Below are 25,058 nucleotides of genomic sequence, written 5' to 3' on the forward strand. Positions count from 1 at the left end.
GGCGTCTTACGCCGTCAACGTCCGGCCAGCCGCGCCTGCACTTCGGCGTAGATGCGCGCACGCTTGGCCGAGAACCAGCCCAGCACGCCGGTGACCGGCATTGGCAACAGGCCCTTCAGGCGCGTGGCGGCGGCTACGCGCTGCAGATGTGCGCTATGGAAATCGGCGTAGGCCTGCGCCAGCTCGGGCCTGGTAAACGGCGTGGCCACGTATTCATCCAGCACCGCGCCGAGCATCGCCGCCGCGCGGCGCGCGATGTCCTTGTTGGCCAGCGCCACCGTGGTATCGCCATGCGGCACGTCGTACGCGGCCTCGATCGCCCGCGCCAGTTGCCGGAACTCCGTGCCGTGCAGCGGGCGGCAGGCGATCGGCGCCTTGGCCCGGGTCAGCAGCCAGGTCTGGTCGTCGCGGGCCAGCGCACCGGAATGATGGGCGGCGATGTCCAATGCATCCGGATAGCTGTAGGCGTATTCGCCCATCAGTTCGATCGCCAACTCTTCGCGCACCATCGGCAGATCGCGGCGCACGCCGGTGCGGCCATACCAGCGGATGTATTCCGGCGTCACCTGGGTGAAGCTGCCGCGCGGCGGACGCTGGAACAGCCGCTCTTCCGCATCGCCCGGCAAGGACGGATGGATGGCGCGCATGCCGGATACGCGTGCGGTCAGCATGCGATCGAGCAGCACTTCGGCGGTAACCAGTTCGTGGTGGTATTCGCCGAACAAGCTGTCGTCGTCGACGTGGGCGAAATACACAAAACGGATCTGGCGCGTAACGCGCGCAGCGCGGCGCGCGCGCTTGGCCGGATCGTTCAGACGGCGTTTCCACGCACGCAGACGCAGGCCCAGACTGGGCGCTGCCGCCTCCGTTCGCGCTGCCTTGGCACCATGCGCCGACGGCAGATCGGTGAGCAGCGCGCTCACTTCACGGTCCGATGCAGCGCTCGCATCGATCGACGGGTCGCCGTCGAACGAGCGCAATGAAGCTTCCGATTCACACACAACGACACCCTCAAAAACAACAAGCCCGCGCGGCAATATCCATCGCCGGTCGCAACGCATTGAAGAATCGCCTATCAATTCCATGGCACAGAGAGCACACGCTCGGCAGCGCGGAAAAACCTGTCCGGTCGTCATGGCCGCACGTAGCCGTTCACGCCGGAGCCAAGCTCCAACGCGTTGCGGACTACGTCGCGAATACCTTCGCCGTCATGCGGATGCACCGGAGGGGAAACCGGCGTATCCGTGAAACTCCTTGCTTCCGCCAGGAACAACCCGGATCGGCCTGACGCACACGTCATGCGTGTGGGCGTGCGATCCGCGTGTTCAAACAAAAAGCAAAAAAGCCGTCGTGAAGTCCGACACGAATGCCGAGGGGGGAATCGTTCGTGGGACTGCACACGCCTGGATGGTCAGCTCGCCTACTCGGCGATCCGCATTCAAGCGCCCTGGGGAACGCGCATTATAGCTATTTAAAATTCACAAACGTTAAATTCGTGACCTATGACACATGCTTTTTTCGAACAGCGGTTTCAAGCAAGCCAATAACCGTCATCCCGGCGCCGGCCGGGATGGCGATGCCTATACCGCAGGCGGCCCTTTCAGCTCCACCATGTTGCCTTGCGGATCAAAGAGATAAATCGAAGGGCCTTCGCCCTTGGCGCCGTAGCGGCTGCCGATGTCGCCCACATGCACGCCATGCGCCTTCAGATGGGCAAGGATGGCGGCCTCGTCATAGCCCTCCACGCTCAGGCATAGATGATCCATGTTGTGTCCCTCCGTGCCCGGCCCGGCGCCGCCGTGACGGCCGAGCTTGCTGTCGACACCGACCAGATCGATCAGGGAATGCCCGGCGCGCAGCTGCAACAGGCCGATATCGTCCTGCCGGCGCTCTACCGTGCAGCCAAGCACGTCGCAATAGAACGCCTGCATGGTGGGCACGTCGTAGGCGCGCAGGACGATATGGTCCAGCTGTTCGATGCGAAAAGGCGGTTTGTTCATGATCTCTCACTCTTGCGGAAACCAGCGCCAGCGACCCGCTGGGCCACGCTCGCGGCAGGGGGCGGCCGGCGACGCCAATCATGCCCCTCCACGGTTGCGTGCTTCACGGGAATTTCAAGGCAAGCACGCCCCTTCGCCCCGGCCTCTCCCCGCTGGGGAGAAGGAGCTATGCACCGTGGCAAAGGGTATACTTCGCGCCTTGATGTAGATGGTGGGAGAAGCGGGACACCCCGCTGCCGAAGGCGCAACGCCCGTAATCGCTCAGGCTCCATACCGCCATTTATCCAAGACTCTGGAGAGACCGGTTGAATCCGGCGCCGAAGGGGCACGAAGCGCAAGCCGCTTCCAAACTCTCAGGCAAAAGGACAGAGGGGCGCCCCGCGTGCGGCCTGCACGCGTTCTTCGGACGCCCCTGCCATGAGTCAGAACCACATCCCCTCGCTGCGCGAACTGGAACACCACCACGCTTTCATCGAGCGCCACATCGGCCCCAACGATGCGGAAATCGCGCAGATGCTGCACGTGATCGGCCACGCTTCGCTGGATGCGATGACCGATGCCATCGTGCCGGGCCAGATCAAGTCGCAGCAGCCGCTGGCGCTGCCGCCGAGCGTCACCGAAGAAGAAGCGCTGGCGAAGATCCGCACCATCGCGCGCAAGAATAAAGTGTTCAAGAACTTCATCGGCCAGGGCTATTACGGCACGCTCACGCCGAACGTCATCCTGCGCAATATCCTTGAGAATCCGGCGTGGTACACGGCCTACACGCCGTATCAGGCGGAGATCTCGCAGGGCCGCATGGAAGCGCTGATCAACTTCCAGACCATGGTCGCCGACCTTACCGGCATGGATATCTCCAACGCCTCGCTGCTGGACGAAGCCACCGCCGCCGGCGAAGCGATGACGCTGGCCAAGCGCTCGGCCAAATCCAAGTCGAACGTGTTCTTCGTCGCCAGCGACGTGCATCCGCAGACGCTGGAAGTGCTGCATACCCGCGCCGACGGCGTGGGCATCGAGCTGCATGTGGGCGAACCGGCCGAAGCGCCCAGCGTGGACAGCTTCGGCGTGCTGCTGCAGTACCCCAACACCTATGGCCAGATCAACGACTACGCCGCCGTTGCCGCGGCAGTGCATGCGCGCGGCGGCATCGTCGCCGTGGCCACCGATCTGCTGGCGCTGACGCTGATCGCCTCGCCCGGCTCCTGGGGCGCGGACATCGTGATCGGCAACAGCCAGCGCTTTGGCGTGCCGTTCGGTTTTGGCGGCCCGCATGCGGCTTATCTGGCTTGCCGCGATGCTTACAAGCGCTCGATGCCGGGCCGCCTGATCGGCGTGTCGGTGGATACGGAAGGCAAGCCGGCGTACCGCCTCACGTTGCAGACGCGCGAGCAACACATCCGCCGCGAAAAGGCCACGTCCAACATCTGCACCGCACAGGTGCTGCTGGCGGTGATGGCCAGCATGTATGCCGTGTACCACGGTCCGGAAGGCCTGCAGCGCATCGCGCGCCGCACGCATCGCCTGGCCGCGATCCTCGCTGCCGCGCTGCGCAATGCCGGCATGACGGTGGGCAGCAACTTCTTCGACACCCTGCACATCACCCAGGTCGACGCCGATGCGATCCATGCCAAGGCGGCGAGCAAGGGTCTCAACCTGCGCCAGATCCACGGCCAGGCGGTAGGCATCAGCCTGGACGAAACCACCACCCGCGCCGACGTGCAGGCGCTGGCCGAACTGTTCGGCGCCGACCTGGGCGATATCGACGAAGTCGATACCGCCACTGCCGACGCGCTGCCCGCCGCGCTGCTGCGACAGGCGCCGTTCCTGCAGCATCCGGTGTTCAACACGCACCACAGCGAGCACGAACTGCTGCGCTACATGCGTTCGCTGGCCGACAAGGACCTGGCGATGGATCGCACCATGATCCCGTTGGGCAGCTGCACCATGAAGCTCAACGCCACCGCCGAGATGATCCCGGTGACCTGGCCCGAATTCGGCCAGATCCATCCGCTGGCGCCGGCCGAGCAGACGCAGGGCTACAAGCAGCTGATCGACGAGCTGGAAGCGATGCTGGTGGAATGCACCGGCTATGACGCCGTCAGCCTGCAGCCCAATTCCGGCGCGCAGGGCGAATATGCCGGCCTGCTGGCGATCCGCGAATACCACCGCTCGCGCGGCGAAGACCAGCGCGACATCTGCCTGATTCCCGAATCCGCGCACGGCACCAACCCCGCCTCCGCGCAGATGTGCGGCATGACGGTGGTGGTGACCAAGTGCGACAGCAACGGCAACGTCGACGTGGACGACATCCGCGCCAAGGCCGAGAAATATTCCGACCGCCTCGCCGCGCTGATGATCACCTACCCGTCCACGCACGGCGTGTTCGAGGAAGACGTGGTGCGCATCTGCGAAATCGTGCATGAGCACGGCGGCCAGGTGTATACCGACGGCGCCAACATGAACGCACTGGTGGGCGTGGCCAAGCCGGGCAAGTGGGGTTCGGATGTGTCGCATCTGAACCTGCACAAGACCTTCTGCATTCCGCACGGCGGCGGCGGCCCGGGCGTCGGCCCGTGCGCCGTGAAGTCGCATCTGGCGCCCTTCCTGCCTAAAACTTATATCGGCATCCATGCCGACGAAAATCAAAAAGCGGCCATCCATGGCCACACTCCTCAAAAGAGCTTTGGCGGCATGGTGTCTGCGGCCCCCTTCGGCAGCGCCAGCATCCTGCCGATCAGCTGGATGTACGTCACGCTCATGGGCCAGGAAGGCCTGCGCAAGGCGACCCAGGTGGCGCTGCTCAACGCCAACTACATCGCCAAGCGCCTGGCGCCTCACTACAAGACGCTCTACACCGGCCGCAACGGCCTGGTGGCGCACGAGTGCATTCTGGACCTGCGCCCGCTCAAGGACAGCACCGGCATCAGTGCCGAAGACGTGGCCAAGCGCCTGATCGACTTCGGCTTCCACGCACCGACGCTGAGCTTCCCGGTACCCGGCACGCTGATGGTGGAACCGACCGAGAGCGAATCGCAGCACGAGCTGGATCGTTTTATCGACGCCATGATCCAGATCCGCGACGAAATTCGTGCCGTCGAAGACGGCCGCCTGGATCGCGAAGACAACCCGCTCAAGAACGCGCCGCACACCGCCACCATGGTCACCGGCACCGAGTGGAACCACGCCTATCCGCGCGAACTGGCCGCGTTTCCGCTGCCCAGCCTGCGTCTGCAGAAGTACTGGTCGCCGGTGGCGCGCGTGGACAATGTCTACGGCGACAAGAACGTGATGTGCGCGTGCATTCCGGTGGATGCGTATAAGGAAGAAGCGGAAGTTTAAGTCGCCGCTTCGTGGTGCAGAATAAAGAAAGACCCCGCTCCGAGCGGGGTCTTTCTTTTAGAGGCCTGCGCTCCCATCGACTCCGCTCATCTGTCGACGGTCATGCACAGGCGTGCACGATGCGGCAAATCTTCGCCGCCCTTCGCTGCATCGGCCTCACCATCCGTTCTGCTTCAACCAGGCATCAATCTGCGGCACCTGCTTGTTCCGCACTTCGGCACGGTGGCCAATCATGTTGATCACCAGGTCGGCACTGCTGCGCGCATCGGGCGCAATATGTGCCGCGGCGAACGCCTGGATGCGCTCGATGATCTTCGCATCGTTCGAGCCCCAGGCCAGGTCCGGGTAAAACTCCGCGCGGTCATTGGGTCCGACCATCGCATCCACTTGCGCGCGATGCGCCACCGCAAAATCGAAGGCCAGTTCCGGATGCAGAAAGCTCACGCCGGTGAACATCTCGCCGCCGTTGTTGCCGATCTCCGGCGTCAACGCCAGATTCAGCGCACGCGTCGCCAATCCCTCGTCTTCGGGCAACGCGAGCATCTGATAGAGCTTCTGCCGCACCAGCGGCGCCTTCTCGCTTCTGGCCATGGCCAGCAGCCGATTCCACGTATCCGCATCGGCCTGCCGCGCAATCACGTAAAGCACGTTCTGGCGCAAATCCCCCGAGGATATGCTTGGCAGATCAAGAAAGCGCTGGCGTGCTTCGGCAATGATCCGCGCATCGCCCAGGGTGCCGAGCGCCACGATCAGCTGCGTACGCAGCACTTTGTACGACGCCAGCTCGCCCGGCTTGGGCAGCCAGCCTACCTGCGCAAACACCGCCTCCAGCCGTGCCGTGGCAAATCGGCGATAGCGCGCACGCGCGGTCGCATCGTCGCGAAAATTCGCATCGAATGAGTACAGATGCCGGGTGACATCCCACCAGAACATGGGGTTGCTGGCAGGCGACGCGGCCTTTATCAGTTCGAACGGCTCGGATACCGGCTGCATGCCGGCCATCGACAAAGCCCAGGCATTGTCGAGCTCGCCCATCTGATCCATGCGCGATAGCTTCTGGAAATTCGCATTGATCGCGGCCAGCAATGGCGGCGCATACAGCGAATGGTAATAGCCGCTCTGGCCTGCGTTCACCAGCAAGGCGCCGCAGCCCGGCAGCTGCAGCGTTGTGTTGCCCACCACCACTTGCCGAACCGGCGGCTGCCCGATCACCTGGGCGATCACCGGCACCCGCCAATGCCCCGGCGCCTTGTCCGGCTGGTCCACCGAAAACTCGCCCTGGCTCACCTGCACCGTGGTCTGGCCGCCCTGGCACTTCGCGTCGGATACGCGCAGCAGCGGCACGCCTGCCTGGGTAGTGAAGTCATGCGCGATCGCGGCTATCGGCTGGTCCGTCACGCCTGCCATGGCCTGCCATAGGTCGTCGAATACGGTATTGCCGTAGGCATGCTGCGCTATATACCGCTGCAAGCCGCGGCGCCAGGCATCTTCGCCGATGTAGTGCTCCAGCATCACGATCAGTGCCTCGCCCTTGGCATAGGTGATCGAATCGAAGGCCTGCTGGCCTTGCTCGGGCGAAGTGACCGGCTCGATGATCGGATGCGTGGTCTTTTGCGCATCGATTTCCATCACGCCTTCGCTGAACCATACGTTGTAGACGTCCTGCTCCCACTCCGGATGCAGCTTGCTGGTGGCGCGCAAGGCCATCCAGTTGGCAAAGCCTTCGTTCAACCACAAGTTGTCCCACCAGCGCATGGTGACCAGGTCGCCGAACCACAGGTGCGCCATCTCATGCGCCAGCGTGTTGAATACCGTGCTCTTGTTCGTCTCGCTGGAAATGGTCGGATCGAGCAACATGTAGTCTTCGAAGGAGAGGATCGCCCCCCAGTTTTCCATCGCCGCGGTACTGCTACTGCTGCCTGGCGCAAGCACGATATCCAGCTTGGGCAAGGGATAGCGCAAGCCGAAATAAGTGTTGTATTCGGGCAGGATGGCGCGAGCCGAGGCAAGCGCGAACTGTCCTTGTGCCGCGCTGCCGCGCGGGGCCACCAGACCGATATCGGTACCGTCCACCCGGGTGCTGATGCGCTCGAAATCGCCCAGTCCGAAGAACAGCAGATACGTCGACATCGGCGGCGTGGCGGCAAACCGCACGCGCTGCAGATCGCTGCCGACGTCGTCCTGTGCGGCAACCGGCATATTGCTGACCGCCATCTCGCCCTTCGGCACGGTGACGGTCAATGCAAACGTGGCCTTGTAGGCCGGCTCATCCCAGCAGGGGAAAAAGCGCCGCGCATCGGCATTCTCGAACTGGGTGTACAAGGCGCGCTGCGAGCCCTGCTTGCCCTGGTAATTCACCGCGAACAAGCCGAACGCCTGCGTGTTGATGACGCCGGCATAGTCGATGCTCAACTGGTAATGGCCCATCGGCAAGCTGGCGGGGAAGGCAAACGTAGCCGTCTGCGCCTTTTTGTCCAGCGTGATGCGCGGTGGATCGAAATGCGTGCGATCAGGGCCGCCGCTCAGTACCGCCTGTTTCAGGTCCAGGTCCAGCGCATTGAGCGTGATGCTGGTGGTGGGATGCAGCACATCGAGCGCAATCACCGCGTGGCCATCGAAGCGCATGGCCTGCGCGTGCGGCGTAATGGTGAGATCGTAATGCGTCGGGCGTACATCCGTAGGCAGCTGCGTCGTCACCGCTACCGGTGAAGTATTCGTTGTACTGGCGTAAGCCGTGGCCACCAGCATCCATGCCGCCAGCACCATCATTCCAAGCAGTGTCCGCATTGCCATCCCCTGTCGTGGACTATCGCTGTCCGCGTGGCATGCCATGCTCTAAAGATGCCCCGCTTACCCAGCATGCCTGCCGAAAAGTAGCACACCGCTCCGGCACTCGATAACGCCACCCAGGCGTCGAAAGAATCTGCACGAGCTCCAGGCCACATCGCCGCCATGGAGAACGGCCCGGGAGTGAATACTCAGGTCCGCACCGTGCTTCGGTCAGCTTGGAAATTTCAGCCGATAGTTATGCAGGTCTTCCTGGAACGCATTGCACTTGATCAGTTGCTCCCGCAGTTCATCTCTTGGCAGCCCGTAGTCAAAGGCAGCAGTCCAGCGCTGAATGCGAGCGATCGACGCCACGATAGGCGCGGTATCTTTGTTATGACTGAGTGCCTTGAGCGGCAAAAGATAGTCCTCGCGATATACCGTTGGAACGATAACCCGGCACATACCTGCCCCACTGAGTATGCAATTCATGACCAGGCGTGCGGTGCGCCCATTTCCATCGAGAAATGGATGAACCTCGGTGACAACGAACATTGCCATGATTGCCCGGGCCAGCGGATCGCCCAGCCCCATGATCCGTTCAAACCCCTCCCGCAGCGTTCCCGGCACAAGCTCTGGCGCCACAAAGAAAGTATTACCGGCCTGATTGGGGCGATCTTTCCATTCGCCAGGTTTCTTGTCCTGCCGGCTCTTCATGACGATGGCATTCACATCGCGCAGCCACGTGAGGAATTGCTCGGCATTTTGCGGCGGCTGGTCACGCCACGGTGAATTCATCGCAGCGAAAAAGGTTCCCAAGATGTCGTGGGAATCTTCGCTGCGCTGCTCAATGATTTTCCCATGGAAAAGAATGTCCTCGGCTTCGCCAACGGTGAAGGTAGTCCCTTCGATGTAGTTGGAAAAGTAGCTTTCATAAAAAGCAAAATTCTCGCGTGCGCTGCCGCTGCTGGCCGGATCCGGCAATTGCTGCAATGCCGCTCCATTGAGCGCGGCGAAGAGCGCATCCAGCAGCAACAGCCGCTCCGGATCATAAGGTCGTCCGGCAGCACGTGCGATGGCCTGGCGCGCAGTCAACCTGTTCGCTTCGTGCGTACCCAGCAGTGCACCAATGACGCCGTCGAGACGCTTGAACTGTGCGCCCATATCCAGGCGCACAGCCAGGTCCCTCGCCTGATCACGCAGCTGGTTCAAGCGACGCTCCCCGCCGATCATCAGCAGACGATCCAGCCTGGATTCCAGTTCGGCTTGCGGCAGGACGCGGGCGGTCACGCCGCGCCCGCGACTGAAGTTCTCCAGAAACCGCCGTGGATCACCGGACATGTACAGTCCACCAAGTTGAATATCCTGGCTACTGCCATCCCTTTGCGGTCCAGGTCCGGGCCAGACCTCGATCAGCAGGCCCGGCAACCGGAGCGTTTGCCTGGTCTTGCCGCGGGTGACGAAGATGCAGCCATCCTGCGGTTTGCCATCGAAGGCCGAGCGATACGAGATCACCCCATCGGGAAGCAAGTGGCCGACAATCGCGCGCCAGTTGCGCAGCACCACCGCCTCGGGCGGACTATCGAAGTTCGAGGTGTAGACACCTGGATACAGGCGGCGCAAATGCCCCTGGCCTGCCAGGCGGGTAATCCTGCGAGCCGAGGTGTGGTCGGCTCTGGAGGCGAGCACCAGCTCAGGCAGATTGTCCGTATTTTGAGCCATTCTCCGCCTCCAAACGGCCAAAGTGTCCGTAAAATAGGGAATACTTGCCGAATTTGTCTGCAATATACCCGATACTTATCGAGAGGTCTCACAGAAGCCCCCCCAACGAGGAGCTGCCATTCAGAGCTTGCGTGCGGGTCAATCCAGCCCGGGCGGAGATACGGGCCAGGAGCCATCTTGTCCGTATTTTGGGCTTTTGCGGGCCGTGAGGCGGCTATTTTGTCCGTAATATACCCAATACTTCGCTTTTTTGTCCTTAATATACCCGATACCTTTCCAATCAGCCTCGTAAATCGCCAGCGAGGTCTGCGCCATCCAGTTACCGCATGGCCATATCCCCTGCGCTGAGCCGAACAAAAAAAAGCGCCGGACCAAGCCCGGCGCTTTCTGCTTCCTTAACGACCAGCTCCTAGGCGGGGAGCTCCACCATCAGCCGTTTTTCTTCAGCCAGGCATCGATCTGCGGGATGCGATCCTTGTGCACACCCATGCGGTACTGAATGTTCGCAATCGCCGTATCCGAGCCACGACGCGAAGTCGGCGCGATATTGGCCTGCGCAAACGCACGCATCTTGCCGATCGAGGCCGCATCCAGCGAGCCGCCGATCAGGCGCGGGTAGTACTGGCTGCGCGAGGTGGAATCGATCAGCTGATTCATCTGCTCGCGATGCGCCACGGCGAAATCGAAGGCCAGCTCGGGATGATGGCGTGCCACCATCGAGATCATGTTCGAGCTGTTGGTGGCGCCCGGTTCGCTGGTCAGGGCCAGATCCAGCGCACGCTTGGCCAGGGCTTCGTCCTTGACGTTGGCCAGCAGGGCGTACAGGTTGTCCTTCACCAGCGGCGTGGTCTCGGTCTGTGCGCGCTTGTGCAGGGTGTCCCAGGTAGCAGCATCGGCGTTGTAGGCCACCACCGCGGTGATGGTGGTGCGCAACGCGGCCGGCATGGCGGAAGGATCCGTTGCCTGCGCGGCGTAGCGGCGCTGCGCTTCCTTGATCACGATCGGGTCGCCCAGATTGCCCAGGCTCATGATCAGGTTGTTGCGCAGGATCGCCACCGTCGACGCCTCGCCGGCCTTGGCTTCCCAACCGATCTGGTTGAGCACCGGCTCCAGCTTGGCGATGGCGAAGGCGCGGAACGCCGCCTGCCCTGCATCGCCATCGCGGTAGTAGCGATCCAGGCCGCCGAGCACATTGGCGATGTCCTGCCACAGCACGGGGTTGGCATCGGCCGGCGTGGCCTTGATCAGGTCCATCACCGACGACGCCGGCTCCATTCCAGCCAGGCCCATCGCCGAACTGTCATCCAGCAAGCCGAGCTGGTCGATCGGCGCAAGCTTGGCGTAGTTCGCGCTGAGCGCGGCGAAGGCTTCCGGGGTGTAGAGCGTGCGGTAATAGCCAGCCTGCCCCGCGTTCACTACCACCGGGCCGCAGCCCTGCACCACCAGCGATGCATGGCCATCCACCAGCGTGCTGGCGACGGTGCCGCCCAGTGCCTGTGCCATCACCGGCACATGCCAGTGACGCATCATGCGGTTGGCCGGGCCCTTGCTGAATTGCCCTTGGGTCAGCTCCAGCGTAGTGCTGCCGTTCTTGCAGGTTTCCGACGCCACGCGGATCAGCGGCACGCCCGGCTGCAAGGTGAAATCGTGCGCGACGGTGGCGACCGGCTTGTCGGTCACCGTCTCCATCGCCTTCCACAGATCGTCGGACACCGTGTTGCCGTAGGCGTGATCCTTGATATAGCGGCGCACACCGTCGCGCCACACATCGGCGCCGAGATAATTCTCCAGCATGCGGATCACCGATTCGCCCTTCGAATAGGTGATGGCGTCGAAGGCCTGGTTGGCCTGCTCCACCGTTTCCACATGCTGCACGATCGCGTGCGAAGTATTGACCGCGTCCAGACTCATCGCCGATTCGCGGATGCCGACCGTATCGAGCTCCGCATGCCATTCCGGATGCAGCTTCTCGGTGGTGCGCGTAGCCATCCACGAGGCGAAGCCTTCGTTGAGCCACAGGTCGTCCCACCAGCGCATGGTCACCAGGTCGCCGAACCACTGGTGCGCCATCTCGTGCGCGGCATCGCCGAACACTTCTTGCTTGTCGGCCTGTGTGGCAATCGACGGATCGAGCAGCATGGCGTACTCGAAAGTGAAGATCGAACCCCAGTTTTCCATCGCGGCGAAGAACTGGCTGCTGCCCGGCGAGGCGATATTGTCCAGCTTGGGCAGCGGGTACGGCACACCGAAATAATCGTTGTATTCGTGCAGCACGGCCTTGGCCGAATCCAGCTCGAAGGTAGCCTGCGAAGACAGCCCCTTCTGCGTCACCACGCCGATCTCGGTGCCGTCGGAACTGGTGGTGGCACGATCGAACTCGCCGGTGCCGAAGAACAGCAGATACGTCGACATCTTCGGCGATTGCTGGAACTGCACGCGGGTAAGGCCGCCGCCCAGGTCGGTCTTCTGCGCCGCCGGCATATTGCTCACCGCCATCTGCCCGGTGGGCACCGTGGCGGTAAGGCTGAAGGTGGCCTTGTAGGCCGGCTCGTCCCAGGACGGGATAAAGCGGCGCGCATCGGAATTTTCAAACTGCGTGTACAGCGCCTGCTTGTGACCGGCCTTGGTGTCGTAGTCGATCACGAACAGACCGTTGGCCTGGGTGTCGATCTTGCCGGTGTAATCCATGCTCAGCTGGTAGCTGCCGACCGGAATGGGCTTGGCGAAGGTGAAGGTCGCCGTCTGCGCGCTGGCGTCGATGCTGACCTTGGGCGCATCGAACGTGCCCTTGCCGCTCGCTGACACCAGGCTGACCTTGGCGAACTTCAGGTCGATGGCGTTGAGCGTGATGCTGGGCGTCGGCGTCAGCACGTCGAGCGCCACCGTCACCTTGCCGTCGAAGCTCAAGGAAGCGGCGTGCGGCGTCACGGCCACGTCGTAATGCGACGGCCGCACGCTGCGCGGCAGCTGGGTGGTGCCGATGACTTCGGCAGGTGCATGGGATTGGGCCAGAGCCGGCTGAACGGTGCAGGCACCAGCCAGGGCTACGGCAATGGCGGAAAACAGGATACGGCGCATAACGCTCCCCCTAGTCGGATATCAACGACCGATAGTGCGGGGTACGCGCGGGTTTCAGACAGCGCCAGAAGTCATGTTGTCCGCATGGCGCATGCCCGTCACCGCTGCTGACAATCTGCGGCCTGGGCTACGCCGGGCTGATCCAGGTTGCCGAACGGTAACCTGGATCAGGGTTGTGCAACATAGGTCGCCTGGTAATGCTGCAGCAGGTCGAGCAGATTATCGCGACTGATGTCCAGATAGACGTCATGGACATACACACCATAGGGCGCAATCCAACGCAGCCAATAGCGCATTTTTTGCAGTGGCCGCATATGCTCAAGCGCCTTTCCGGCGGGTTCACTCAGGCGCACGCAAATCACCTGGCCACTCTTGCCCCGCCTGACAAGTTTGATGCTGACAACCTCCGACCAAGGTACGAAGATCGGTGAAAACCTGCCGGCACAACTGACAATGCCCTGGCTGTCCAGCACCAGCCCCGGAGTTGCGCTGAACATGCTAACCAAGCACAGACTGACGGACCATGTAAGAACGGCCGCCCCAAAGAGCTCAAACATCAGGTTGGGCGACCCGGCATGAAAATGCTCTACGCAGAGTGCGCCGCTCAGCAGAAAGAAAATCGCGCCGAAAGCCGCACACATCACCAGTGTTACCAGGCATTTCAATTTGCTGAATTGGATTTCCATCCTATCCAGGTTGACCATGGATGCCCCCCCATTGCCCATGCAAACCATCCAGGCCGGCAGAAAACTCGTGCCTAAATCCAGCACGTAGGTTGGGTTAGCGCAGCGTAACCCAACGATATCGCTACGAAGCGAAGATGTTGGGTTACGCTGCGCTAACCCAACCTACGCGTTGAGGTAATGGGGGAGCGGTTTAATTCGTGCCGCCGGATGGCTTGCTGACCTGCTGCAGCGGCCCGACGGTTACATGCCCCGACCAGCCTTCGAACACGGTGGCTGCCTGCTTGTCCACCGTCGTCACCACCTGCTGCACCGACTGGCATGCGGAGGGATCGGTATTGGGGTGGTCCAGCGTCGACATGCCTTCCATGCAGTACTGGTTGTTGCCCATGTTCATGCGGGCCAGGAATTTCATGCCTTCGATGTAACGCTGTTGCGCACGCACTGCGGCGACGGCATCGCCATAGGTGGGACGCATTTTTTCCAGCAGCGCTTCGGCGGCGTGCCGCTCAGCCTGGGTGGAAGCTTTGTAGACGTCGTCGTACGGTGCTTTGAAGCGCGAATCCGCGCGTTCCGAGGCCAGCGCAAACCAGGCCAGCGCCAGCGCGCGATTGCGCGGCTGGTGATCGCCGTTCAAGGCCATCACCCCCAGCACGTATTGCGCCGGCTTGCTGGCCCAGCTCGCCGCCGTGGTGAAGAAGCGCAGCGACTCGCCGTAGTTGTGCTGACCGTAGGTAAGGCCGCCAAGGCAGTAGTAATAATCGGCGGGCAGGAAGCGCTCCTCGCCGATGATGCAATGCGCCGCCGCAAGATCCGCATCGCTGGGGACATAGTTGCTGGTGCTGGACGACGCCGGGGCCTGGTCATCCGTGGCCGCCCATGCGGGTGCCGAAAGTGAGGTGGCCAGCAACAGCAGACCGGCGGTTTTCCAAAGCGACCTGGACATACGAACACTCCCTGTGATTACGACAGCGCGGGGTTGTGGCAGCCGTGTTAACGCGCAATGGGGGATCGCGATGACACGGCCAGACAATGGCTGGACGATATTCAACGCCTTTTCGGCGGCCGCGGGGAGTGTCCAACGACATGCCTTCGACAGCAAGGGGCGCATGACGCGCCCCTCCCGTAACGACACTGAAAGATCTACGTCAAAAGCGAGCCGTCTCCCTACAAACGGAGCACCAGGTGCAGGGTGGATTCCTTCTGGATGTTGTAGTCGCTCAAGGTACGCCCGTCTTCCAGCTGCTTGCCGGCAAAAATAAGCCGCTGCTGATCGGGAGGAATCCCCTCCTTGTCCTGGATCTTCTCTTTGGTGTTTTCGATCGTATCGCTGGGTTGAACCTCAAGCGTGATCGTCTTGCCGGTCAGCGTTTTGACGAAAATCTGCATGGCCATCGCCGCCGGCGAGAAGCCCAGGGCCGAGACCACCAGTAGCGCCAGCATGCATGCCATCAACCGTGCACGATGTTTCCGGATTTTCATGAGCGTTCTCCGCAATCAAAGGGGCTACTGGGCTACGGCGATGCCGCTCGGCTCACTGCCAAGCGGCCCTTGGCTGCTGTTACCAAAATCGCTGAGCACTTGGCACTGACCGGTGCCAGGATTGACGGCGAAGACCACACCATTGCCGCCGGTACCGGCGTCGCTATCCGCTACGCCGATCGAGCCGTCAGGCAGCCAGGCCAGTGACGAAGGATCGACCCCGCTCACGCTCGCGCCGTTGCTGTCCGTGCAGCTCAATGCGCTGACCAGGTTGCGCGCGCCGGTAACCGGATTGACCTGCACTACCTCGCCGCCACCGCCGGCGCTGTCCTCCTGCACCAGCACGTAGATCTGTTCGGCCGGGCTCACCAGCACGCTCACCGGCGTGGAGCCGGTATTCGTATCCACCCAGCCTTGTGCACTGTTGCCGAAGTCGCTGATCACCGAACGTGTGCCGGTAGCCGGATTCACCGAAAACAGCACGCCCTGCCCGCTGGCGCCCGCGCTGCCGTCGGCGACCAGGACGGAGGCCCCCAACAGACCCAGCAGGCCCGGATAAAAAGCCATGCTGTCCGGATACACGCCCTGAAAACCGGAGTCGTCGCCGAAATCGGTCAGCACGGTGCGATTGCCCGAGGCGTTCACCGAGAAAATCGCACCCTGCCCGTTGGTGCCGGCAAACGGATCCACCACCAGCACAACGCCGCTATTGAGTACTCCGCTGATGACAGGAATCACCAGCACACCCAATGGATCTTCGCCCACAGCACCCTGTCCGCTATTGCCGAAGTCGCTCAACAAGCTGCGATTGCCGGTTGCTGGATCGAGTTGGTAAAGCGCACCTTGTTCGTTGCTGCCGCCACTGCTGTCGGTGACCAGCACCGAGGCGGGTATCAAGCCAAGCAATTCGGCCGGCAGCCACGCCACGCCGGAGGGATCCACGCCCTGCACACCCTGGGCGCCATTGCCAAAGTCACTGAACAAACTGCGTGCGCCCGAACTCTGGTCGACCGCGAACACCGCACCCTGCTGTGCCGTACCGGCCGTCTGGTCGACGGCGAGCACATTGCCCACACTGACCGAGCTCGCCATAGCCACACTGGAAAAGCTCGCCAATACCATCACGCTGAAAAGCTTTCGTTTCATATCGGCCACCTCTATGCATGGTTCGGAATAAATGCATGCCACCCATAGATGCCAGCGCATCTACGGGATCATTCGTGACAGTGATTCATCGATATTCGAAACGCCCACGCAGCACCGCGCGCCATACGGCACGGCACTCTTTGCACTTAACGGGGACAGGTTCGAAACACGTCAGCCCTGCGCGTAGATACGCTCGCTGCCGTCAATGCGTGGTGAAGCAAAATAAGCTAAATAGCGCCTCTACCGGTATCCAGCGATGCCGTATCGCCGGCTGCTTCAACGCGATTCCTGCCGTTGCGCTTGGCCAGATAAAGCGCACGATCGGCTTCTTCCAGCAGGGCCATCGGCTCTACCGGCGCATCCAGTGCTTGCGTCGAAATACCGATGCTTACGGTGATCCAGCCATGCGGGCCGGAAGGGTGCGCGATCTGCAGGTGCTCGATCGAGGCAGCCAGACGCCGCGCCACTTCCAATGCCGTTTCGGCCGGAGTGTCCACCAGCACTACCACGAACTCCTCACCGCCATAGCGCGCGACCAGATCGCGTGTGCGCACCTGGCTGCTGCTGAGTGCATATGCCACCTTGACCAGGCAGGTATCGCCGGCAACGTGGCCGAGGCTGTCGTTGTATTGCTTGAAATAATCGATATCGATCATCAGCAGCGAGCAGCAGCGGCCAGTGCGTCGCCCTTCTTCCAATGCCTCGCGCAGGCGCGTATCTAGCGCCGCGCGATTGGCAATGCCGGTGAGCGGATCGCGCCCCACTTGCTGCTCCAGGCGCAAGGCGCTCAAGTCCACCGCGCGCTTCATGTCCATGTTGCGGCTTTCGATAAAGGCTACGCGCAAGCCGTAGAACAGCACCGAGGCGCAGCCCACCACCAGGCCGGGAACGAAATTGATGCGCGAGCTGCTGATGCCCAGCATCACCACCATCATCGACAGCAGGATCGGCGCAAACGAAGCGATGGTCTGCGATACCGTCAACGGAGGACGGTAGGCACGCAGCCAGCGCGGCGGCTGCCGGATCGCCACCACCGCCAGCAGGGCATGCGGAATATCGATCAGCGAGCCGGACCACCATGGCAGGCCATGCAATTCGAGCCGGTTATAGACGGTGGCGACGATGGCGTTCACCAGCAAATAGGCGCTGGCCGTGAAATAGAAAAAGCGCCAGCGAAAGCTGCGCGCGCCGAACAGGCGCAAGATCGCCATGAACGCCAGCGAGTAGTCGATGGCGTCGGCCTGGAACAGCACCAGCTTGATGCTGTTCGGATCGGCCGCCAGGGGCCCGCTCAGCAGCGTGGTGAAGAACTTGTACACCAGCACCGCCACCATGCATGACAGCACCAGATCCAGCACCGCCACGATGCGCGGTTCGTTGCGCGCAAACGAACGGGTCACCATGAACATGCACGGCACCACGTACAGGCCCGACAACACCGTGGCCATGGCGGCCAGGAAACCGCTTTTGTCGCCGAACAGCAGCGCGAATACATTGGTGCCCGCCCACAGCACCTGCATCAGCACCGCCAGCGCCAGCAGCAGCCACGGCAGGCGGATCAGTGCGGCCGAGCGCCGCCAGCGCATGAAAACCGCCCACAGGGCTACGCATTGCACCGCCACCAGGGCCGCCTGCGGCCATACGTCCTGCGCATGCCCGCTCCGGTTCGCCAGAACCAGATGGGTCAACAGCAGCAGTACCAGTACCCCGATGACGCGCAAGCACATTCCCCCTTTCGAACTCGAACCGCGCCGCTTCAGCGCCCGCCCATAACCACCGGCACGGGCCACGGAGGCAGCGGTTGTTTACTTTACCGGGTTTGCGTGGCGGCAAGCGGATCACGCAATTGCCAGATACCTGGGCTACCCTGTCCGCCTTGTTGCCTCAGCTCGCCTACCGTGAATCAGGGGGATTCATGCCGTTGAAGCAAGCGTTGGAAAACGCCCGTGCCGTATTGGCGCAGGCCGATGCAAAGCTGGACCGATTGCGCCAGCTGGAGCCCTACCTGATCGACCTGTCCCTGCGCGAAAACCCGGTCGGCGCCAATATCGGCCAGACCCTGCGGGACAAGCTCAATATCCTGCCCAGGCTGCGCGAATTCGGTTTCCGGCATATTTCCCTGGGCACGCTCGACTACGCCATGCCGGACGAGCTGGAAGTCGACGACGACTTCATGACCTATCTGCGTGACAACCACGTGGACATGACCGGCTGCTTCGCCTTTACCGCCATGGGTATCGCCGATGCCGCCGGGGCCTTCACGCCCGATCCCTCGCAGCTGAAGCTGAAGGCCTATGGCGTGCCCAATACCGTGCACGAGATCTACCTCAGCCAGCAGGGCATGCAGGGCCAGTACGACTTCGACACCCTGCGCCGCAGCCTGCCCGCCAGCATCTGTTGGCTGCACGAGCATATCCGTGGCGATCATGGCGAGGCGCCGCGGATCCTGATCAATATCGTGGATGGCTGCGACGCCTTTTCCGGCAATCTGGAACAGACCTGCGAGATCCTCGCCCTGCTCGCGCAGCTGCCGATCGAAGGCGTCACCTTCGAGGACGACCGCGGCACCTTCCTGCCGTTCCAGGTCGGCGCCTACACCGCCATCGCACGCAGCCTGCTGCCGCCACCGATGAAGATCCTGGTGCATATCCATGCCGGTGCCGGCTTCGAAAATGCATCCGTGGTGGAAGCCCTGCTCAACGGCGCCGACGGCATCTGGGGCGGACTGCCCAAGCGGGCTGCCATCGTCGGGCATGCCTCGATCGGCGAATTGCTGGCCCATCTGGCGCGGGTAGGCAATCCGCACGCGCAACGCTATCGGCTGGATACGCTGCTGCCGCTGGCTACCGATCTGCAGCGGCTGGATGACATGGCGCAGGTGCCGGATGACCTGCCCGTGCTGGGCCACAACGCCTACCGCATGACCTACAGCGGCTTCGAGCAGCGCGACGATCGCTTTATGGATCTGCCGCCGGAAGCGATCGGCGGCCAGTACGGCTATCGCGTCTGCCCGGTGATCAGCGACCCGCCGGTGATTGCCGGGCGGCTCGCCGAAATCACCAGCCTGCCGGCCGGCAGTTTCCCTGCCGAGGTATTGCAACAGATGGTACGGCTGATGCGCCGCGACCTGCGCACCGGCCGCCGCATCGACTACGACAAGCCCGGCCAGCTGCTGGACCTGTACGAGCGCGCCAAAGTGTTCTGCCGCCATCACCATCCGCACCCCACGCATCACGCCACCACGGAATTCGCACCATGACCAGCATCAGCAGCAAATGGGAACTGGACGGCGACACCTATAAAACCCTGCTCGAATCGACCCGCGCCATCCCGTGGAAAATCCACTGGGACAGTATGCAGTTCGCCTACATCGGCCCGCAGATCGAAGAGCTGCTGGGCTGGGCGCCGGACAGCTGGAAAACCGTGCAGGACTGGGCCGACCGCATCCATGCCGAAGACCGCGACTGGGCGGTGAATTTCTGCGTGGCGCAATCCAAGGCCGGCGTGGACCACGAAGCCGACTACCGGGCGCTGAAAAAGAACGGCGACTACGTGTGGATCCGCGACGTGGTGCATGTAGTGCGCAAAGACAACGGCGAGGTCGACTCGCTGGTCGGCTTCATGTTCGACATCAGCGAGCGCAAGCGCACCGAAGAGCAACTGGCGGCGCTGCGCCGCGAACTGGAAGAACTCTCGTTCAAGGACGGCCTCACCGGCATCGCCAACCGCCGCCGCTTCGACAGCGTGATGGAAACCGAATGGCAGAACGCCTGCCGCACCAAGCAGTCGATCTCGATGCTGATGCTGGATATCGACTGCTTCAAGCAATACAACGACCGCTACGGTCATCTGGAAGGCGACCAGTGCCTGAAACGCGTAGCCAGGCTGCTCAGCCTGGCCGCCGCCCGCTCGCGCGATTTCGTGGCCCGCTTCGGCGGCGAGGAATTCATCCTGCTGCTGCCCGACACCAACGAAAGCGGCGCCTACAAGATCGCCTCCCGCTGCCGCGACCTGATTGCCGGCGAACATATCCCGCATGAAGCATCCGACGTGAGCAAGTACCTCACCGTCAGCATCGGCCTGTGCACGGCTACGCCCGAATGTGGGGACGAAGTGCGCGGGTTTATCGAGCTGGGCGACAAGCGGATGTATCAGGCCAAGCAGCGCGGCAGGAATACCATCGTCAGCGAATAGCCTTAACGCAACTGCTGCGCCATGCGTCGCATATTGCCGCGAACCTTGTCGAGTGCATTTTCGATGCGCTCGGGCATGGCGCCCTGCTCCACCAGCAATGCCGCCACCATGGGGGCGCAGCGCAAGGCGTCGTGAATCATGCTCGCCAATCGTCGCAAAACAAACGATGGCGCGTACCCGCACGCGCTGGCAAAGCTGCGAAGGTCCTCAGGCGTGACTTCATCGATGCGGTCACTTGTTCCGATCCGCAAGGCGGGCTGGCGCTCGACGAATTGCTCGGCAATGGCAATGGTCGGCACAAGATCGTAAAACGGCGCAAGCTTTCGCCGCCCCTTTCTGTCGCAAAGCAACGCCAGATTTTTTGCATGAGCATCTGCATTGCCCATAAGAACATTGAAGAGCAGCCAGTCAAGCAAGCCCTTTACTGCCGCCGGGCCAAGTCGCGACTCTCGAATCAAACGCGCGCACTGCGCCAATGATGGGCCACCCGACGCTTCGTACTTGAGTTCACCGGGATATCCCAGGGCCTGGCAGAAATCTTCTTGATGCAGCCGCGTAAGTTCACCGACTGCATCAAGCTCACGGTCATAGCGCTCCACCAGCAACGCTTTCACATCGGCCACTTCGATCATCTGAACCTGGATGACGTCCAGATCGATCGCCTTCGCCAGCCTCAACCCAAACGCTTCAAGCGCGCGAAGGCCAGGTATGCGCAAACTGTCCGGCTTGAGGATATGCGTAGTGATCTCGCCAGCGGCAGGCAGGCGGATACTCCCGTCATTTGCACACACCACGGCGAGCTTGTCTTGCGCTCCGGCGAGGGAATGAGGCTGCCACAGCCTGCAGTCAAACAATATTTTCCCAATCGGGATAATTCGACACCGACAGACCGAACGCTACAAAGCAAGAAGGCCCCCGAAGGGGCCTTCCAAGTCCTTATTGCTACGGGCAAATTCCCGCTCAGGCAAACGGATCGTCCAGCACGATGGTGTCGTCGCGATCCGCACCGGTCGCCACGATCGCCAGGCTGCAGCCAGAGAGCTCTTCCACCGCGCGCAGATAAGCACGTGCCGCCGGCGGCAGTTTGTCCCACTCGCGGATGCCGGCGGTGGATTCCGCCCAGCCCGGGAATTCCAGGTAGACCGGCTTGCACTCGGCCCAGCCGTCGGCGTCGAGCGGGGCCAGTTCGCGGCGCTTGCCGCGGTATTCGTAGGCGATGCAGACCTTGATGGTCTCCAGGCCGTCCAGCACGTCGAGCTTGGTGATGGCCAGGCCGTTGATGCCGTTGATCTGCACGGCGCGCTTGAGCGCCACCAGGTCGATCCAGCCGCAGCGGCGCGGACGGCCGGTGCTGGCACCGAATTCGTTGCCGACCTTGCGCAGGCGCTCGCCCATCTCGTCGTTGAGTTCGGTGGGGAACGGACCGCCGCCGACGCGCGTGGCGTAGGCCTTGCAGATGCCCAGCACGTAGTCGATATCGCCCGCGCCGACGCCGGTGCCGGCCAGCGCACCACCGGTGGTGGTATTGCTGGAGGTGACGTACGGATAGGTGCCGTGGTCGATGTCGAGCAGTGCGCCCTGCGCACCTTCAAACAGGATGTTGCCGCCTTCCTTGCGCACGTCATGCAGGATAGTGGCGACGTCGTCGACCATCGGGCGGATGAATTCGCCATAGGCCAGCGCATCGTCGAGCACCTGCTGGTAGTCGACCGGCTCGGCCTTCAGCCACTGGGTGAGGATGAAGTTGTGGTATTCCACCGCGGCCTTGATCTTCTCCGGCAGCTCGTGCGGATACATCAGGTCGGCCACGCGCACGCTGCGGCGGGCAACTTTGTCTTCGTAGGCCGGGCCGATGCCGCGGCCGGTGGTGCCGATGGCCTTGCCGCCGGCGGCGATTTCGCGCGCCTTATCCACCGCGATGTGGTACGGCATGATCAGCGGCGTAGCCGGGCTGATCTTCAGGCGCGGACGCACGTTCACGCCCTGGGCTTCCAGCTCTTCGATTTCCTGCTTGAGCGCGGCCGGCGACAGCACCACGCCGTTGCCGATCAGGCACAGCGCATCGTCGCGCAGGATGCCGGACGGGATCAGATGCAGCACGGTTTTCTTGCCCTTGATGACAAGGGTGTGGCCGGCGTTGTGGCCGCCCTGGAAGCGCGCCACGGCGCCTACACGTTCGGTCAACAGATCGACGATCTTGCCTTTGCCTTCGTCGCCCCACTGTGCGCCAAGAATTACGACTGACTTACCCATGATGTTTCTCGCTCTAGGACGTTCCGATCGGCGGAACGGGAAAACTATCGCGCGCTCTGGTTACCGCGCGGTGAAAAAAGTTACTGAACCCAATGCAGCGTGATCAAGCCGATGCCGATGGCCAGCGCGCCGAACACGCGCAGGGTGCGCGGCTCCAGCTTCTGCGCCTCGCGCATCATCGCCTGCCACCCGTGCGGGGCGGCGAACAGCACCAAACCCTCGATCACCAGCACCAGGCACAGTGCTGCATAGAACTCGTGCGGCATGGCGGTCAGTGCCTGGCGGGGGCCGGCACCGGGTTGCCGAAGTAACGCAGGAATTCGGAATCGGGCTTGAGAATGATGGTGCCGCGGCCATCGCCGAATGCTTTCTTGTAGGCATCCAGGCTGCGGTAGAAGGCGAAGAAATCCGGATCCTGCGCATAGGCCTGGGCGTAGATCTGCGCGGCTTGCGCATCGCCCTCGCCCCTGACCTTGTCGGCGCCGCTTTCCGCATCGGCGCGGATCACCTGCGCCTGGCGATCCACCTCGGCCTTGATCGCCTCGGCCTGCTGCTTGCCGTCGGCGCGGATGGCCGCGGCCTGCTGCTGGCGTTCGGTCTGCATGCGCTTGTAGACGGCAGCCTTGATGTCGTCGGGGAATTCAATGCCGGTGATGCGCACATCCACCACCGCAATACCCAGGGTTTTCTGCGCCTGCTCGTTCGATGGCTGCACCGTGCCGGTGGTGAGGTCACCGGGGTTGCCGGCGATCAGCTGCTGCAGCGTGCGGGTGTCGACCACGCTGCGCAGCGCCGTGCTGACGATCGGCGCGAGGCGCTGGCCGGCCTGCAGTTCATCGCCGCCGGTGGCGCGGTAGTAGTCGGCCGGATTGGCAATGCGCCATTTCACGTAGAAATCCACGTTGACGCTTTGTTTGTCGGCGGTGGCGTAGCGCTCGGGCTGGCCGTCGAACGACAGGATGCGGTCGTCCAGGGTCAGCGCCTGCTGCAGCAGCGGCACCTTGGCGTGCAGGCCGGGCTGGCGGTCGGTGCGCAGAATTTTGCCGAATTGCAGTACCAGCGCGCTCTGGCCTTCGCCCACGATGTACAGGCTGTTGAAGCCGAGCAGCAGGGCCAGCACGATGATGATGGCAGCGGTGGTCTTCATGGCTGCTTCCCCTTGTCCGCGTCCTCGCCCGGCTGCGCCACGGTGCCCACGCCCGGCAGGTTGGTGGCGGCCTGGCCCTCGGTGTGGTCGCTGCTGATGTTGATGACGCTGCGGCCGTCGGAGCCGTCGATCACCTTGTTGCTGGCGTGCAGGATCTCTTCCATGGTTTCCAGCCACAGACGGCGGCGCGTGACGTCCGGCGCAGCCTTGTATTCCTTCAGGATCAGGTTGAAGCGTTCGGCATCGCCCTGCGCCCGCGCAATGCGTTCGGCTTTATAGGCATCGGCTTCGGCGGCCAGGCGTCTGGCGTCGCCATTGGCCTGCGGCACTTCCTGGCTGGTGCCGGCGCGGGCCTGATCGATCAGACCCTGGCGATCCTGACGCGCGGCGTTTACGTCGTCGAAGGCGTCCTTCACTTCCTGCGGCGGCGTGATGGACTGGAAGCTGACATCGGTGACGCGCAGGCCGCAGTCATAGCCATCCAGCGCATGCTGCAACTGGGTACGCACTTGCTGCTGCAGCGCGGTCAACGCCGGGGCCGGAGCGTTGCTGTCGCCCTGGCCGGTAAGGATCTGGTCCATCGCTTGCGCACCGACCACCGTACTCACCGCGGCCTGTGCGGCCTCGTTGAGGCTGCCGTCCGGGTCGCGTGCGCTGAACAGGTATTTCTGCGGATCGGTGACTTGGTACTGCACGCTAAAATCCACCGACACGATGTCCTCATCGCGGGTAAGCATGCGGATCTGGTCGGACATGGCGCGCACGCGCGAGGTCGCCACCGGCTGCACGGTTTCGATCGGCAACGGCAGCTTCAGATGAAAACCGGGGCTGAGCGTGCGCGCATACGCGCCGAAGCGCTGCACCACGCCGACCTGTCCCGGACCGATCACGGCATAGCTGCTCATCAGCAGCCAGGCCAGCACGAAGATGCCCACGATGGCGAGCAGGCCGCCCGGGCCGCCCAGCTTGCCGAAGCGCTTGGAAACGTTCTTGAGCGTAGCGTCGAAGCCCGATTTGCCACCGGCACCACGTTGGTTCTTGTTCCATGGATCGCGTTGCCCGTTGCCGGGTTCGTTCCAGGCCATGGTCAGTCTCCTTGGGGCCGCTGGGAGGCCGGCAGCAACGGCCGGAAAACGCTCTGTGCAGGTTGGGACATGGTGACAGTAATAGGACGTGCAAGGGCCGTAAGGCGTGGCGCACAAACGGTCGCATTCTAGCAGAGACAGCCGCGGAGCTAGTCGCCGGACT

General features: G+C 62.7%; 18 protein-coding genes and 1 riboswitch. Of the genes, 3 read left to right on the forward strand and 15 right to left on the reverse strand.

Features of this window, described 5'->3' with window-relative positions; genetic code table 11:
- Positions 1–14 precede the first annotated feature (14 nt).
- Both IGX34_RS04845 and IGX34_RS04850 read right to left on the reverse strand, forming a co-directional pair.
- A complete protein-coding gene (locus IGX34_RS04845) occupies positions 15–1,001 on the reverse strand; it encodes a hypothetical protein (RefSeq protein WP_192554573.1) in 987 nt (328 codons plus the stop codon).
- 579 nt (positions 1,002–1,580) lie between these two features.
- Positions 1,581–2,000, reverse strand: a complete 420-nt coding sequence (locus IGX34_RS04850; protein ID WP_192554574.1) for a VOC family protein — start codon at positions 1,998–2,000, stop codon at positions 1,581–1,583.
- A 282-nt stretch (positions 2,001–2,282) separates the two neighbouring features.
- Positions 2,283–2,379: riboswitch (glycine riboswitch) on the forward strand.
- Between the two features lie 38 nt (positions 2,380–2,417).
- Between IGX34_RS04850 and gcvP the strand changes: the two genes are divergently transcribed.
- Positions 2,418–5,339 carry an aminomethyl-transferring glycine dehydrogenase gene (gcvP, locus tag IGX34_RS04855; RefSeq protein WP_192554575.1) on the forward strand — a complete coding sequence of 974 codons (2,922 nt, stop codon included), beginning with the start codon at positions 2,418–2,420 and terminating at the stop codon, positions 5,337–5,339.
- A 156-nt stretch (positions 5,340–5,495) separates the two neighbouring features.
- Here the strand turns inward: gcvP and IGX34_RS04860 are convergent, their stop codons facing one another.
- From IGX34_RS04860 to IGX34_RS04895, 8 genes are all read right to left on the reverse strand, one after another.
- Positions 5,496–8,126 (reverse strand): M1 family metallopeptidase, encoded by a 2,631-nt coding sequence (locus IGX34_RS04860; protein WP_225737238.1) that lies wholly within the window; start codon positions 8,124–8,126, stop codon positions 5,496–5,498.
- A 213-nt stretch (positions 8,127–8,339) separates the two neighbouring features.
- A complete protein-coding gene (locus IGX34_RS04865; protein WP_192554576.1) occupies positions 8,340–9,827 on the reverse strand; it encodes a Fic family protein in 1,488 nt (495 codons plus the stop codon).
- A 429-nt stretch (positions 9,828–10,256) separates the two neighbouring features.
- Complete coding sequence (locus IGX34_RS04870; RefSeq protein ID WP_192554577.1) at positions 10,257–12,905, reverse strand: M1 family metallopeptidase; 2,649 nt, start codon at positions 12,903–12,905, stop codon at positions 10,257–10,259.
- A 167-nt stretch (positions 12,906–13,072) separates the two neighbouring features.
- Positions 13,073–13,609 (reverse strand): hypothetical protein, encoded by a 537-nt coding sequence (locus IGX34_RS04875; protein WP_192554578.1) that lies wholly within the window; start codon positions 13,607–13,609, stop codon positions 13,073–13,075.
- A gap of 172 nt (positions 13,610–13,781) precedes the next feature.
- On the reverse strand, positions 13,782–14,534 hold the full coding sequence (locus IGX34_RS04880; protein ID WP_192554579.1) for a hypothetical protein: 753 nt from the start codon (positions 14,532–14,534) through the stop codon (positions 13,782–13,784).
- Between the two features lie 221 nt (positions 14,535–14,755).
- The gene (locus IGX34_RS04885) at positions 14,756–15,031 is read right to left on the reverse strand and encodes a ubiquitin family protein (RefSeq protein ID WP_225737239.1); all 276 of its coding nucleotides are present in this window, start codon (positions 15,029–15,031) and stop codon (positions 14,756–14,758) included.
- A 63-nt stretch (positions 15,032–15,094) separates the two neighbouring features.
- Positions 15,095–16,216: a hypothetical protein gene (locus IGX34_RS04890; RefSeq protein WP_192554581.1), complete on the reverse strand. Its 1,122-nt coding sequence runs from the start codon at positions 16,214–16,216 to the stop codon at positions 15,095–15,097.
- Positions 16,217–16,443: 227 nt separating this feature from the next.
- Positions 16,444–17,937, reverse strand: a complete 1,494-nt coding sequence (locus IGX34_RS04895; RefSeq protein ID WP_192554582.1) for a GGDEF domain-containing protein — start codon at positions 17,935–17,937, stop codon at positions 16,444–16,446.
- Positions 17,938–18,131: 194 nt separating this feature from the next.
- On the opposite strand from IGX34_RS04895, the gene IGX34_RS04900 reads away from it, so the two are divergent.
- The gene (locus tag IGX34_RS04900) at positions 18,132–19,475 is read left to right on the forward strand and encodes a beta/alpha barrel domain-containing protein (protein WP_225737240.1); all 1,344 of its coding nucleotides are present in this window, start codon (positions 18,132–18,134) and stop codon (positions 19,473–19,475) included.
- Positions 19,472–20,410, forward strand: coding sequence for a sensor domain-containing diguanylate cyclase (locus tag IGX34_RS04905; protein WP_192554583.1), 939 nt, complete (start codon positions 19,472–19,474; stop codon positions 20,408–20,410). Before IGX34_RS04900 ends, IGX34_RS04905 begins: the two co-directional genes overlap by 4 nt.
- 2 nt (positions 20,411–20,412) lie before the next feature.
- Here IGX34_RS04905 and IGX34_RS04910 read toward each other — a convergent pair whose 3' ends face one another.
- The 5 genes from IGX34_RS04910 to hflK form a co-directional block, all read right to left on the reverse strand.
- Positions 20,413–21,264, reverse strand: a complete 852-nt coding sequence (locus IGX34_RS04910) for a HipA domain-containing protein (RefSeq protein ID WP_225737241.1) — start codon at positions 21,262–21,264, stop codon at positions 20,413–20,415.
- A 106-nt stretch (positions 21,265–21,370) separates the two neighbouring features.
- Complete coding sequence (locus IGX34_RS04915; RefSeq protein ID WP_192554585.1) at positions 21,371–22,663, reverse strand: adenylosuccinate synthase; 1,293 nt, start codon at positions 22,661–22,663, stop codon at positions 21,371–21,373.
- 80 nt (positions 22,664–22,743) lie between these two features.
- Complete coding sequence (locus IGX34_RS04920) at positions 22,744–22,929, reverse strand: DUF2065 domain-containing protein (RefSeq protein WP_192554586.1); 186 nt, start codon at positions 22,927–22,929, stop codon at positions 22,744–22,746.
- Positions 22,930–22,934: 5 nt separating this feature from the next.
- Entirely contained in the window at positions 22,935–23,810 is an 876-nt protein-coding gene (gene hflC / locus IGX34_RS04925; protein WP_192554587.1) for a protease modulator HflC, read from the reverse strand.
- Positions 23,807–24,895 carry an FtsH protease activity modulator HflK gene (hflK, locus tag IGX34_RS04930; RefSeq protein WP_192554588.1) on the reverse strand — a complete coding sequence of 363 codons (1,089 nt, stop codon included), beginning with the start codon at positions 24,893–24,895 and terminating at the stop codon, positions 23,807–23,809. The genes hflC and hflK overlap by 4 nt, the downstream gene beginning before the upstream one ends.
- Between the last annotated feature and the right edge of the window lie 163 nt (positions 24,896–25,058).

The sequence above is a fragment of the Dyella acidiphila genome, from assembly GCF_014863405.1.
Classification (GTDB): domain Bacteria; phylum Pseudomonadota; class Gammaproteobacteria; order Xanthomonadales; family Rhodanobacteraceae; genus Dyella_B; species Dyella_B acidiphila.